Below are 12,861 nucleotides of genomic sequence, written 5' to 3' on the forward strand. Positions count from 1 at the left end.
AAAGAAGCCCCGCCAGCGTGCATGCTCGGAAGCGGAGGCCAGGCGGGTTTACTGGTTACGGTTTTATTTCATTTATCACGCGCCAGGTTGGCTTAGGGGCTTAGGCGCTTTGAGGTCGCAAACTGCGGCCTCAAAGATGTCACACGTTTTAATCTCTTACTCGCCGAGCGCGGCGACAATCGATTCGACGATGCTTGAGCCTTCGAGCTTGGTGATGGCGAAGCTCTTCTTGCCTGCGTCCTTCAGCGATGCTCCAATCAGGTAGCCCTCGGCTCCGTCCAGGATGAGGAAGCGGTCGTGGAACGAGGTCGTGTGCTTGACCACGAGCGTTGGGTACTGCGCGTTGAAGGTCGCTACGTCGCGCTCGGTGAGGCTGGTCTTGGGGTGCGTCCACACGGTGGCGGAAACGCCGGGTTTCTTCTTAGCAAGGATGTTGAGTGTCCCCGTGTCCACGTAGCCGTCGACCAAGACGATCTCGCGCTTTGCCCTCTGCACGAGTGTAACCAAGAGCTCAAATGCATCGTAGACCTGCCCCTCGAAGAAGACCTTCTGGTTCGGCGCCTCGTGGGTCTCCATGTAGTCGAAGACGCGCTCGAATCTCTCATCTGTGCTCTTCTGATACTCAAGCTGCCTGAGCTCAACCGTGCGAATCTGCTCGAACATGGTGGCGTTGGATGCGATGAAATGGCGCATCTCGACGAAGGCGTCCATGATGCGCACGCTCACGTCGATTGCCGTGTCGCTGCGCAGCACTGCGGAGAGCATCGACACACCCTGCTCGGTGAAGACGCGTGGCATATAGCGCCACCATGTGTCCCGTTCTCCCAGTTCAGGATGTAAGGTCACAATTTGTGACCTTAGGCCTTCGGCCTCTTCTCGCGTTGTGCGGAAGCAGAACCGCTCGGGAAAGCGCTTGGGGTTTCTGCTTACAGCTTGGTTGAGTGCCTTCGTCTCAACTCCGTACAACTCTGCGAGATCGCTGTCGAGCATGACCTGCTGGCCTCGCACGGTATAGATCATGTCTTTGATTTGAGTACCGCTTGAGAGAGCAATTGATGCCTCCGTCTTGGCGGGTTCTTTATCGGGCATAGCCGTGGCCTTTCTGCGCGAACCGTTGATGCAATTTTATCAAGCGCGTGCTCACATCCATCGCGATACGGCGCGGAAGAGCCAGCGCACGAAGCGCCAGACGAGCCTAAAGACGCCCATGACCCGCCTCCTTCTCCTCTGCGGCGGCGAGCATCGCCTTGAGCTGCTCCACCGAGAAGCTGATCGCGGGCTCGCGGCGCTTGGGAGCTCCGATGACGTTGTCCATGATGGCGTCGCCGTAGCCGCTCATCTCGGCGTCGAAGCTCTCCTCGACCTTGCTCACGGCGGCGCGCTTGGCCTCCGGATCCACGTCCGCGTATATGTCCAGGGCCATCGACGCGCTCGCGTGCCCCAGGTAGCTCGCCACGGTCCTCACGTCGCAGCCTCTCGCGATCATCATGGTGGCGAAGGTGTGCCTGAGGTCGTGGAAGGTGCACTTGAAGCCGTTCATCTTGCAGAAGGCCGAGAAGTCCTTCCCGAGCTGCGTGGGGTTGTAGGGCCTGCTCTTCTCCTCCTGCGTGCCCAGTATGTAGGGGTCGCCGAAGGGAAGAGCGAACTCGTTGGCGATGCGCATGGCGTCCGCCCGCACCAGGCGCAGCATGTCGAAGGTGCGCCTGGTGAGGGGAATCGTCCTCAGGGAGCTCGAGGTCTTGGGCTCCTTCACGTAGAAGCCGCCGTCGCCGTTCCCCAGGGCATGGCTCACGGTTATGGTGCCGTCGTCGAAGAGGTCGGACCACTTGAGCGCGCAGACCTCGCCGCGCCTCATGCCCGTGGTGGGGGCGAGCTCTATGGCTATGCCCAGGGGCGCCGGCTGCGCGCGCCTCGCCAGCTCCAGCATGCGGGTGCGCTCCTCGCGCGGCAGGGCGTTGATGGGCGTCTTCACGCGCTTGGGCGGCTTGCAGAAGTCGCAGGGGTTCTTGGTGATGAGGCCCTGAGCCATGCCCCACTTGAGCGCCTGCTTGAGCAGGCGGAAGGGCTTCGACACGCTCTTGGGTGCGTAGCCGTCGGCGCTCATGTCGCGCATCCATCCCGACACGTCCTCCACTGAGAGGTCCGCCAGGCGGACGTTCCCGATGTAGGAGTCTATCTGGCGCGCCTCGGCGCGGTATCCGCGCACGGTCGAGGGCTCTATAGTGCCCGATTCTTCCTTGTAGACGAGGAACTGATTCATGAACTCGCGCACGCTCATCGAGGAGCCGACGGCCCCTCCCTTGCGTTCGAGCTCGAGGATGAGCGCGTCGCGTGCGCGCTCCGCCTGCCGGCGCGTCTTGCCCTCGACCGTGTGGAACGTCCTCACGACCTCGCCCGTCACGGGGTCGGCGTGCGAGAGGACAGCCTCCCATCGGTCGCTGTTTCTCCGTCTCCTCAGGCCACGGCTGGTGTAGGTAAGGTCCTGCATCTCCACTTCCTTCCACTCGGTTTTCGACAGCCGTTTCTGACCGGCACTGTGTCCGCCAAAACGAGGTTGGAGATGCAAGAGAAGCAGAATCCTGCAGACCGTTGGAGACGCGAAGAGACACAAAACGCCTGCTCAGCGCAGTGCGTCCAGACGAGGTAGACGAGGGAGAATTTGCGGAACCTCCAGCTTGACTCGCTCATAACCCGGAGGTCGCAGGTTCAAATCCTGCCCCCGCGACCAGAAACACAATCCCGGCCTGCGAAAACAGGCCGGGGTTTTGACTGTCACGTGACCGATATTGCTACCGACATCTTACCGACAAGTGCGAAAGCGCACGGCGAGGCAAGGACGCGCGTCGATATTGCTGATCTCAGGTCGTGCGGGACCGTCTTCCCGTCACTCGCGGAACCCTCATCTGACGATCACGGAACCCCCGCAGGACGAGCGGCATGCGTGCAAATGCCTATTCGCCATCCTCGGGCAGCCGGCTGCCTCCCGGCGTACCAGCCCATGCGCGTGAAGTCGGACGGGACATGAAGGACGCGCCAAATCTCGACGAAACCCTCGGCGTCGTTCACCCAGTAGAAGACCTTGAATCGGTCGGTGCCCGCGCTGCGGTACTCGTGCAGGAGGCCGTGCTCCCCGTCGAACTGGCAGACGGTGGACCGAAGAGAGTGCTCAGCGATCTCGCGCATCTTCGCGTCTATGTCGTCCGACACCTCGTCTGCGGTGTCGGCCCCGCGGGTCACCCTGACCCAGTCCTCAATGCCGGAGAGGTCCTCGTCGGCAAGCTCGGTGAGCCTGAACCTCATAGCGTGGCCGACCCGGGACGGCGGGTGCCCTTGCGCGCCAGGTGGCGCCTCTCGTGCTCGTCCTCCGACACGTACGTGAGCTTCCCGGTCCGTTCAAGATTCACGATGTGACGGTTTGGAGCAACAGTAATGGACATGCGCCGATATGCGGCGGACGGACGCATTCGCCGAAAAGGTCTTCTCGGGGAACCCCGCCGCGATCTACATAGTTGATTCTTGGCTGGACGACCGCCTCATGCAGGGCATAGCCACGGAGACCGCCCTCGGCGTGCGGCCCGTCGAGGCGTGGGCGGGTTGCGACCTGCTGTGCGTGCTCGGCTCGGAAGAGGAGGTCCGCTCGCTTGAGCCAGGCCTTGACGCGTGCGAGGGGCTCGACGGATTGCTCCGACACGTCACGGCGACGGCTTCGGAGTACGGCTGCGTATCCCGCTCGTTTGCGCCGAAGCGCCGTAGCCGCTGGCTCTGGGTCCTGGCTGCCGCGCCCCGCGCGTTCGCCTGTGTTTCTAGCATGCGCATCAATGCGCGCAAGGCCCTATAGTGGCTCGCTCCCTTGTCTCAGGATGCTGAGATATTCCTCGTACTGGAACGTGCGATAGCGGCGCCTGCCAGTCTCATGCTGCACGAGAATCCCGAGCCTTTCGAATCCCTCCACTAGCTTGCTGGCAGTGGTTCGGGCGATGTTCAGCTTTTCGGTAACGTCGCCGATGCTTACGAAGGGACTTGCTTCGAGGAGGTCCAGCAGACGCTGACCATTCTGTACAGACACCCCCGTTGCCTTGCCCAGCTTTTCTAGGTTGCATCGGCGAAGCTCGACGAGCCGATCCAGCGATTCGATGGCATCATCGGCGCTTTTTATGAGGCACTTGCAAAAGAATGCGACCCACTCTTCATAGGCTCCCCTCTGTCTCACATTCATGAGTCTTGTGTAGTACTCGGACCTGTTTAGTTTCAGGTAATACGAGGGATAGAACACGGCACCCGTCAGCACTCCATCGTTAAGCAGGGAGAGCGTAATGAGCAGCCTCCCGAGCCTGCCGTTGCCATCCAAAAAGGGGTGGATGGTCTCAAACTGGTAGTGTACAAGCGCGGCCTTGAGTATCGGGTCAACAGAGTCTGCCTCGTTGATGAAGCGCTCCAGTTCCGAAAGCGCGGCATTCATGTCTTCGATATTGGGAGGTATGTAAGCTGCCCCCTTGATCGTGCAGCCTGTCGGTCCAACCCAATTCTGGGAGGTCCGTACCTCTCCTGGATTCTTCTCTGCCCCTCGTGTTCCATCGAGGAGTTTCTTGTGAACCTCACGGAGCAGTCTCATACAAAGGGGAAGGCATTTCATTCTCTGGACCGCAAGCTCCGTTGCCCTCACGTATGCCACAACATCAGCGACTTCATGCCCGATGAGGTCCGTCCTTGTGGGGTCAAGCACGTCGTCGAAGGTACATTGTGTTCCTTCGATCTGTGCGGAGAGGAGAGCCTCTTTGCGCACGTACATGGCGAGATACATGTCTGCGTTGGAGATGAACCTCAGCATCCCCTTCAGCTCGCCAAGCTTGAGCGAGCAGGTGCTAAGCAGGCGGTTGGTGTCGCTTCCGAGCCCGAGGGGGACAACCTCGTTTAGTGGGGTGGGCACGAAGGACTGGTACTCCATGGCACCATGTAGGTTCTTGCGCAAGAATCCCTGTCCGCTGGGGACGAACTCCATGATTCTCCTTATGACTGGAAAGTGTCGTTACAGAGAACATGATAGACTCTAACGACTTTTTTCGCTTAAAAAAAGTCGTTAGAGCATCTCGAGTGACTCTAACGACTTTTGGGTGACGTTACGCACCCTGCATCGCATTCCGAAAATTGGGATAGCTGGGTCACGTGCAATTTGGGATATGAGAAGAGCACCCGGGCGCCGAACGCGCCGATGGCGGGGCTGGCGCGGCAGACTCAGAAGAAGGCATAGGGAAGGCATGGGGGGCGCACGGTCTCATCTCTCGGAGGTCCTCGGAGGGAGCGGATTCACAACTCGTCCGAGATGACAGGAATTCGTTGACTCGGACGAGTTCTGCACGACCGGCTGGTACGACCAGCTGGCACGAGCCCAGAAGACTCAGCGGCGGTGGGGTATGCCCACGAGCAAGCGGCAGTCGCCCGTCACCAGGACGTCTCCGAGCGCTGCGGGAAGGAACGCCGACTCGGTGTAGCCCAGATGCGTGCTCGTACCCCCGCAGACGAGGTCGCAGGCGCCCCTCACACACGAGATCGTGCGGAAGCGGGCGTGGTCGGCAGGCAGGACATGGGTGTCTGCGACGTCTATGAGTATGACGTCAAACTCCGGGGAGCTCACGAGCGTCCTCTCCTTGAGCATGCCGTCAAGGGGTGTGTGCACGACATTGCCGCGATAGTCGAGCCTCACCACGTCCAGGCTTCTCCGCACGTGCAGCTCTCGCTCGTTGCCCTCATCGTCCTTGCGATGGTAGTCGTAGAAGCGATAGGTGGTGTTCGAGTTGGTGCCGATCTCGAGGGCTAGGATTCCCGCGCCCAGGGCATGAAGGGTGCCTGCGGGCACGAACACGAAGTCGTCCTCCGTCACGGGCACGCGACAGAGGTGGTCCTCGATGCTGTCGTCGGCAATCGCCCGCGCGACCTCGTCCTTGCTGGCCAGGTCGCAGCCGACCACCAGCGCTGCACCGGGGTCGGCGTCGAGCACGTACCAGCCCTCGGTCTTTCCGTGGTCGCGCGCATGCGCCTGGGCATAGGCCTCGTCGGGATGTACCTGTACCGACAGCGGATCGCGTGCGTCCAGGAAGGCGAGACGCAGGAGCTCCGCGTCGCCCATGCCCGGCCCCTCCATGCCCTCGGGGTCGGAATCGATGAGCTCGCGCAGGGTGCGGCCGGCGTCGGGGCCGTTGGCGACCACCGACTGGGCATGGGGATGCGCCGAGATCTCCCAGCTCGTCCCCTCGCCGGCCGCAGGACGGTTCCGGAGGACCGAGAGTCGCTCGCCAGCCCAGATGGTCCTGTCATACAAGGGAATGAGCTTGAGGGGCCGCATGGGACTCTTCCTTTCGACGTTGTGGTCGGGCAAGGACCTTCGTGGCCTATCGCGGTCCACACGTGCGACGGGCGCACCCGCTGCCTGCCGCCTAAAGGTTGCGGACGAAGGCTTGGATGACGCCGACGTGCCGCGTGCGGTCGCCGGTGTTCTCGATGCGATAGCGCCCCACGCTCTGGGGCACGACGAAGGTCTCGCCGTAGTAGACGTCGAAGGGCTCGAAGCTGCCGTCCAGGCTCACGATGCGGGCGCTCGTGCCCTCCACGAGGTTGAGCATGTTGACGCTCTGGTGGCAGTCGACCGTGGCGGCATCCTCGAACCAGTGGCGGTCCGTCTCGATGAACTCGAGCTCGTGGAGGCCGGTCCTCTGGATCACCACGCCCTCCTGGTCGGAAAGGTCCTGGTGCGGGGCGTCCGCCCGGTCGATCAGCTGCGAGAGGGCATAGTCGGTGTCGCGGTCGAGCCTGATGTTGGGCGCGCCGTGGTCGACGTGCACGGGGCGGGGGACGCCGTCGAGCCCCACGCGACCCCAGTCCCACAGCTTGAAGGTGAAGATGTAGGGCGTTGCGCTGATTTCGAGCACCACGGTGTTGGGCCCGGCGCAGTGCACGGTGCCAGCGGGAATCGACACGTGGTCGTGCTTCCTCACGGGAAAGCGGTTCACGAAGCGCTCGTCGTGGAAACGGTCCTCGCCGCGCTCGGCGCGCTTGAGGTCGGCCACCATCTCCTCGCGGCTCACGCCGGGCCTCACGCCCAGGTACACGCAGGAGTCCTCGCTCGCGTCGAGGATGTAGTAGCTCTCGTCCTGCGTGTAGTGGATGCCAAACCTGTCCTGCGCGTACTCCACCAGCGGATGGACCTGCAGGGAGAGGTTCTGGCCACCCATCGTGTCGAGGAAGTCGAAGCGGATGGGGAACTCCGCCCCGAAACGGGCGTGGACCTTGGGCCCCAGGAGCGCGTCCGGCTCGCGCAGCACGACGTTGATCGCAGGAATCTCCAGGCGCACCCCATCGAAGTCGAGGATGACGCTGTTCTCCTCGGGCACGCCGTCGAAGGCCCAGCCAAAGTTTGGCGCGTCGGGGTCGAGGCCGAAGCGTCGCTGCATCCAGTGGCCTCCCCAGACGCTTGCGTCGAAGTAGGGGACGAGGCGGAAGGGCTGGCGCGCGACCTGAGCGAGGCCCGCGCGATAGGCGCCACCCGGCACCATCTTGGGCTCGCCGGGCACGTTGGTCTCGAGTTCGAAGTCCACGCGGTCGAAGAGCGCCCGCTTGCTGCGGTCGGCCATGCGCCACTCGAAGAAGTAGCCGCGCTTGAACTTGCGCAGGGCGTCCTCGTCGGTGTTGTCTGCCTTCCAGTTGGGCATGCCGGCACGCAGGCGCAGCTGGATCTCCCAGCGGGTGAGGTCGGCGTACAGCAGGAGGTCGGGATCAGGGCAGATGACGGTGGCGCCGACGCCAAAGACCACGGAGAGCCCCGGGGCGGACGAAAGCCTGGCGCGTGCCTGCCCCACGCGGCCTGCGTCGAAGAACTCGTCCGCCGTGTAGTGGGAGAGGACGCCAAACACGCGGTCGTCGGTGATCGTGTCGGCGATGCGCGCCTGCACGCGCGGGGCGTCCCATGCGTAGTCGTCGGCAAGGAGGGCAGCTTCGGCGCCAAGCGGTTCCACGAGGCCCTGTCGGATCTCGTCCATGTTGGTCCCCGGATAGCATTCGATGGCGAGGGTGAGCCTGCTGCCTCTCTCGCCCGCGAGCTCGTCCAGCCTGCCTCTGACGGCGGCGAGGACGGCGGGCCAGCCGCGGACGCCCCTTTCGGCGTCGTGGATCCTGACCTCGGGACGTAGCCTGTAGTCGCTCATGAGCGTCCTTTCCACTGCGCACCTCGCCCTCCCGCCTGGAGCCCTGCTGCCGCTCGCCAAAAGCGGGCGACTGACGTCACGCTGCGAGCCGAGAGACGCAAGCCTACTCTCTCGCCAGCCGCTCCAGTCCCTCGCGAGCGCGCGCCAGCTGGCCCTTGTGCCAGGGCTGGTCCGGCACCGCCTCGAGGAGGCCCGCCTCGGCCTCGAGGTCTGGTACCGGACCTTCCCCTTCGTGGGGGGCAACGAGGCCCGCTTCGACCTGGGCCCTGCGGCGGGCCTCGGTGACTGGGCGCGCACGGTCGCGGCCTGCGTCTACCCCAGCTACCTCCTGCTCTACGAGCTCTTCGCGGGGCATCTGAGCGGGACCCTGCGCGAGGCCGCCAACGGCCTGGTCAGTCACGTCACCCGCATCCACGTCGAGGTGCGTCGGCAGGGGGCCTACCAGTCGAGTCTCGCCGACCTCATAGAGAAGCAGTGGTACGGCATCCTCATGCTGCCGCTGGTGCTCGTCGTCTGCGACTGGGCGCTGGCGCGGCAGGACGCGGCCCAGCGCATGGCCATCCTCGTCCTGGCTGCCCTCCTGGGCCTGGACGCCCTCCTGAGCTGCTTTGGGAGCGGCGTCGCCAACGGCATCGCACGAAGGCTCGCCCAGGCGGTCGAGAAGCGCTACGTCACGGCTCGCATGGAGCTCCTGCGCCGATGCGGCCAGTGGTCCTCCGGGCGCCACGCCGCGCACGCCAGCTAGGAGGGGCCGCGCGNTAGTAGAATGGCGAAAGGCAGAAATACGGGCGGCGGCGGAGCCGTGGTCCAGCGAGGAGAACGCACATGCACAACGTACGCAAGGTAGCGGAGGACACCTGGTGGCTCGGTGCCTCCGACCGCCGCATCGAGCTCTTCGAGAACATCCACAGGGTGCCGGAAGGCATGTCATACAACAACTACCTCGTCCTCGACGAGAAGACCTGCCTCCTGGACGGCGTGGACGAAGCGGTGACCACGCAGTTCTGGGAGAACCTCGACTTCGCCCTGGGCGGGCGCGACCTCGACTACATGGTCGTCGACCACATGGAGCCCGACCACTGCGCCGTCATCCCCGACCTTGTGAGGCGCTACCCCCAGCTGAGGCTGGTGGGGACCGCCCAGGCCTTCAAGCTCATGGGGCAGTTCTTCGACTTCGACGCCGAGTCGCGCGCCATCAAGGTCAAGGAGGGGGACACCCTCGACCTCGGGCGCCACACCCTCCAGTTCGTCTGCGCCCCGATGGTCCACTGGCCCGAGGTCATGGTCGCCTACGACCAGCTCACGGGTACGCTCTTCTCGGCTGACGCCTTCGGCGCCTTCGGTGCCATGAGCGGCTGCATCTTCGCCGACGAGGTCGAGTGGGAGCGCGACTGGGCCGACGAGGCGCGCCGCTACTACGCCAACATCGTGGGCAAGTACGGCATGCAGACCACCGCGCTGCTCAAAAAGGCGTCGAAGCTCGACGTCAGGCTCATCTGTCCCCTGCACGCCCATCTCTGGAGGCGCGACTTCGACCAGATCCTGGGCCGCTACGCCAAGTGGGCCTCCTACGAGCCGGAGCTCCGCTCGGTCGCGATCTTCTACGGCTCCGTGTACGGGCACACGGCAAACGCCGCCGACATCCTGAGCCGCCAGCTCGCCGAGCTGGGCGTGCGCGACGTGCGCGTGTATGACAGCTCCAAGACCGACGTCTCCGAGCTCATCTCGCGTGCCTTCCAGTACTCCCACCTGGTATTCGCCTCGTCGACCTACAACATGGAGATCTTCGACGGCATGCGCGACCTCTTGCTCGACCTGGGCAACCACGGCTTCTCGAAGCGCACCGTGGGCGTCATCTACAACGGCTCCTGGGCGCCCGCCGCAGGCAAGCTGATGCTCGCGCAGCTGGAGGCCGCGAAGGACGTCGAGGTCCTGGAGCCCGTCGTTCACCTCGCCTCGTCCGTGAAGGAGGAGACCGTGGGGGAGCTGGACGCCCTGGCGCACGCCCTCGCCGCCTCGGTCAGGGGAGAGTAGCCAGGTCCGGGCGGGGCGAGTCCCCTCCGCGCGCAACGACCGCGAAGCCCCGTCGGTAGCTGTTGCCGGCGGGGCTTCCGTCTCCCGTCCCGGCGGCGCGACGTGCGCCCCACCCGCCTATGCGGGAATGGGACATGGCTGCCGGATGTTTATCTATATGTTTAGTTCTTGTTAGGTAGATAATGCAGGAGGCGTTCATAGGTCAGCTTCGTCCCTGGGAGGAATCATGGCAAACCGCTTCGTCCTCAACACCGTCTCGTACCACGGCTCCGGTGCGATCAAGGAGATCCCCGGCGAGATCAGGCGCCGGGGCTTCAAGAAGGCCTTCGTCTGCTCCGACCCCGACCTCGTCAAGTTCGGCGTGACCGCGAAGGTCACGGACCTCCTCGACGAGGCGGGCATCCCCTGGTCCCTCTACAGCGAGATCAAGCCCAACCCCACCATCAAGAACGTCCAGGACGGCGTCGCCGCCTTCAAGGGGTCCGGCGCCGACATGATGGTCGCCATCGGCGGCGGCTCCTCCATGGACACCTGCAAGGCCATCGGCACCGTCGCCGAGAACCCCGAGTTCGCCGACGTGCGCTCCCTCGAGGGCGTCGCCGACACCAAGGCCCATGCCACCTTCACCATCGCCGTCCCCACCACCGCCGGCACCGCTGCCGAGGTCACGATCAACTACGTGATCACCGACCCCGAGAAGGTGCGCAAGTTCGTCTGCGTCGACGTCAACGACATCCCCGAGGTCGCCGTCGTCGACCCCGACATGATGGCCTCGATGCCCGCCGGCCTCACCGCCGCCACCGGCATGGACGCCCTCACCCACGCCATCGAGGGCTACACCACCCGCGGTGCCTGGGAGCTCTCGGACATGTTCCACTACAAGGCGATCCAGCTCATCTCCCAGAACCTGCGCGACGCGTACGCGGAGGCGAAGAGCGGCCAGCCCGCGAGCGGCCGCGAGGGCATGGCGCTCGGCCAGTACGTCGCGGGCATGGGCTTCTCCAACGTCGGCCTGGGCATCGACCACGCCATGGCCCACACCCTCTCGGCCCACTACGACACCCCCCACGGCGTGGCCTGCGCGATGCTGCTGCCGATCGCGATGGAGTTCAACAAGCCCGCCGTCACGAAGCGCCTGGCCGAGGTGGCCGTCGCCATGGGCGTCGACACCACAGGCATGGGCGAGGACGAGGCCGCGGACGCCGCCATCGCGGCGGTCAGGCAGCTCTCGGCCGACGTCAACATCCCCAAGACCTGCGACGGCCTGGTCGAGGGTGACCTCGACCGGCTCGCCGACGACGCCCTGGCGGACGCCTGCTACCCGGGCAACCCCCGCGAGGCCGACCACGAGGCGGTCAAGGGGCTCTTCCGCAAGATCATGGCGTAGGCCTTACCACCCATCGTCACCTGCGAGGGGGGGCGGTCCATGGGGCCGCCCCCCTTCCCCACGGCGTGCCTACGAGGCCTCGAGGGTCGCGAGCAGGGCGAGGTGGTCGCTGCCCGCGATCTGCAGGGTCTCGAGCTGGCCGACCGCGATGCCCGCCCCCTTGCTGTAGACGATGTGGTCTATCTCGATTAGGGGAGGGATGACCGAGTTGGCGGGAAAGCTCAGGTGGAGTCCCTCGCCTGCGGCCTCTCCCGCGTCCAGGAAGCTGTCCCCCAGAAGCTTTCTGAAGCCGACGTGGTCCCAGGTCGCGTTGAAGTCCCCCATGATCACGTAGGCGTTGTCGTAGCCTGCCAGCTCCGACACGCTCGCCAGTCCCTCGCTCCAGAGGCCCTGCCCTCCCAGATGGGGCGAGTTGGGGTGCGTGCTCACGAAGCGGAGCCGACGCTCGCCCAGGGTCACGGTGCCCGCGGCGAGGGCAGAGGACTCGGTGGGCATGAGGTTCGAGCTCGTGTGCGAGAGGGGCTGCAGCGAGAAGATCGCGTTGATGCCGCCGTTGTCCGTGGCGGAGGCCTCGCCCAGGACGTAGTGGGGGAGAAGCTCGTGGATGCCCGACTCGCCCAACTCGTCCAGGAAGGTCCAGCTCACCTCCTGTAAGGCGAGCACCTCGACGCGCCTCTCCCTGACGGCCCGGACCAGCGCGGCCGCATCCGCCCTGCCGTTCCTCGTGTTGAAGGTCATGAGCCTGAGGTAGTCGTCGTCCGCGACGGGGGCGTCGACGTCAGAGGGGCTCGTGGCCTCGACCGCCGCCTCCGACACGGTCTGCGTGGGGAGGAAGTAGCCCAGGTGCCAGACGACCACCAGGGCCGCAGCCGCGAGGGAGAGCGCGGCGAGGTTCCTGCGCCGCCAGAGGAGGGAGAGCGCGAGGACGAAGGCGAAGGCGGGAAGGGTCCAGATCACGAAGGAGGTCAGCTCGGGGACGGCGCGTCCCTGCGCGTGGCTCAGGGGCAGCATGCGCAGGACCAGGAGCCCCAGGAGGGGCAGCATGAGCATCCAGAGCAGGAAGCTCAGGAAGTTGTGGCGTCCCCCTCGTCCGCGCCTCATGGAAGCCCCTCTCCCCTCGCGCCCATGGTCTGGCCCTCTCCCGTATCCTTGCATTCTAGACGTGCCAGGGCGCCGATCGCCCCTGGGCGCGGCCGTCTCCCGTCTGGGGCCGGCGCGCGGCCACGACGGCACCCCAGGGGCAAG

11 protein-coding genes are annotated in these 12,861 nt (G+C 64.8%); 4 read left to right on the forward strand and 7 right to left on the reverse strand.

Features of this window, described 5'->3' with window-relative positions:
- Positions 1–156: 156 nt before the first annotated feature.
- From BQ7388_RS00075 to BQ7388_RS00085, 3 genes are all read right to left on the reverse strand, one after another.
- The gene (locus BQ7388_RS00075) at positions 157–990 is read right to left on the reverse strand and encodes an ORF6N domain-containing protein (protein WP_234946714.1); all 834 of its coding nucleotides are present in this window, start codon (positions 988–990) and stop codon (positions 157–159) included.
- 205 nt (positions 991–1,195) lie between these two features.
- Positions 1,196–2,488, reverse strand: a complete 1,293-nt coding sequence (locus BQ7388_RS00080; protein ID WP_072499462.1) for a tyrosine-type recombinase/integrase — start codon at positions 2,486–2,488, stop codon at positions 1,196–1,198.
- Between the two features lie 422 nt (positions 2,489–2,910).
- On the reverse strand, positions 2,911–3,300 hold the full coding sequence (locus BQ7388_RS00085; RefSeq protein WP_072499463.1) for a type II toxin-antitoxin system RelE/ParE family toxin: 390 nt from the start codon (positions 3,298–3,300) through the stop codon (positions 2,911–2,913).
- A gap of 145 nt (positions 3,301–3,445) precedes the next feature.
- Between BQ7388_RS00085 and BQ7388_RS00090 the strand changes: the two genes are divergently transcribed.
- A complete protein-coding gene (locus tag BQ7388_RS00090) occupies positions 3,446–3,838 on the forward strand; it encodes a PhzF family phenazine biosynthesis protein (RefSeq protein WP_009278863.1) in 393 nt (130 codons plus the stop codon).
- Here BQ7388_RS00090 and BQ7388_RS00095 read toward each other — a convergent pair.
- The 3 genes from BQ7388_RS00095 to BQ7388_RS00105 form a co-directional block, all read right to left on the reverse strand.
- Positions 3,833–4,999, reverse strand: a complete 1,167-nt coding sequence (locus tag BQ7388_RS00095; protein ID WP_009278864.1) for a Fic family protein — start codon at positions 4,997–4,999, stop codon at positions 3,833–3,835. The genes BQ7388_RS00090 and BQ7388_RS00095 overlap by 6 nt on opposite strands.
- A 396-nt stretch (positions 5,000–5,395) precedes the next feature.
- The gene (locus BQ7388_RS00100; protein WP_072499464.1) at positions 5,396–6,340 is read right to left on the reverse strand and encodes a type I phosphomannose isomerase catalytic subunit; all 945 of its coding nucleotides are present in this window, start codon (positions 6,338–6,340) and stop codon (positions 5,396–5,398) included.
- A 91-nt stretch (positions 6,341–6,431) separates the two neighbouring features.
- Positions 6,432–8,195 carry a class I mannose-6-phosphate isomerase gene (locus BQ7388_RS00105; protein ID WP_072499465.1) on the reverse strand — a complete coding sequence of 588 codons (1,764 nt, stop codon included), beginning with the start codon at positions 8,193–8,195 and terminating at the stop codon, positions 6,432–6,434.
- A 157-nt stretch (positions 8,196–8,352) separates the two neighbouring features.
- Here BQ7388_RS00105 and BQ7388_RS00110 point away from each other — a divergent pair, with 157 nt between their 5' ends.
- The 3 genes from BQ7388_RS00110 to fucO all read left to right on the forward strand — a co-directional run bounded on the left by BQ7388_RS00110 (position 8,353) and on the right by fucO (position 11,616).
- Entirely contained in the window at positions 8,353–8,940 is a 588-nt protein-coding gene (locus tag BQ7388_RS00110; RefSeq protein ID WP_200781410.1) for a hypothetical protein, read from the forward strand.
- Positions 8,941–9,020: 80 nt separating this feature from the next.
- Positions 9,021–10,229, forward strand: coding sequence for an FprA family A-type flavoprotein (locus BQ7388_RS00115; RefSeq protein WP_062531391.1), 1,209 nt, complete (start codon positions 9,021–9,023; stop codon positions 10,227–10,229).
- A gap of 226 nt (positions 10,230–10,455) precedes the next feature.
- A complete protein-coding gene (gene fucO / locus BQ7388_RS00120; protein ID WP_072499466.1) occupies positions 10,456–11,616 on the forward strand; it encodes a lactaldehyde reductase in 1,161 nt (386 codons plus the stop codon).
- Positions 11,617–11,685: 69 nt separating this feature from the next.
- Here the strand turns inward: fucO and BQ7388_RS00125 are convergent, their stop codons facing one another.
- Positions 11,686–12,717: an endonuclease/exonuclease/phosphatase family protein gene (locus BQ7388_RS00125; RefSeq protein ID WP_062531389.1), complete on the reverse strand. Its 1,032-nt coding sequence runs from the start codon at positions 12,715–12,717 to the stop codon at positions 11,686–11,688.
- Positions 12,718–12,861 lie beyond the last annotated feature (144 nt).

Origin of the sequence: Olsenella phocaeensis (assembly GCF_900120385.1) — a bacterium.
Classification (GTDB): domain Bacteria; phylum Actinomycetota; class Coriobacteriia; order Coriobacteriales; family Atopobiaceae; genus Olsenella_I; species Olsenella_I phocaeensis.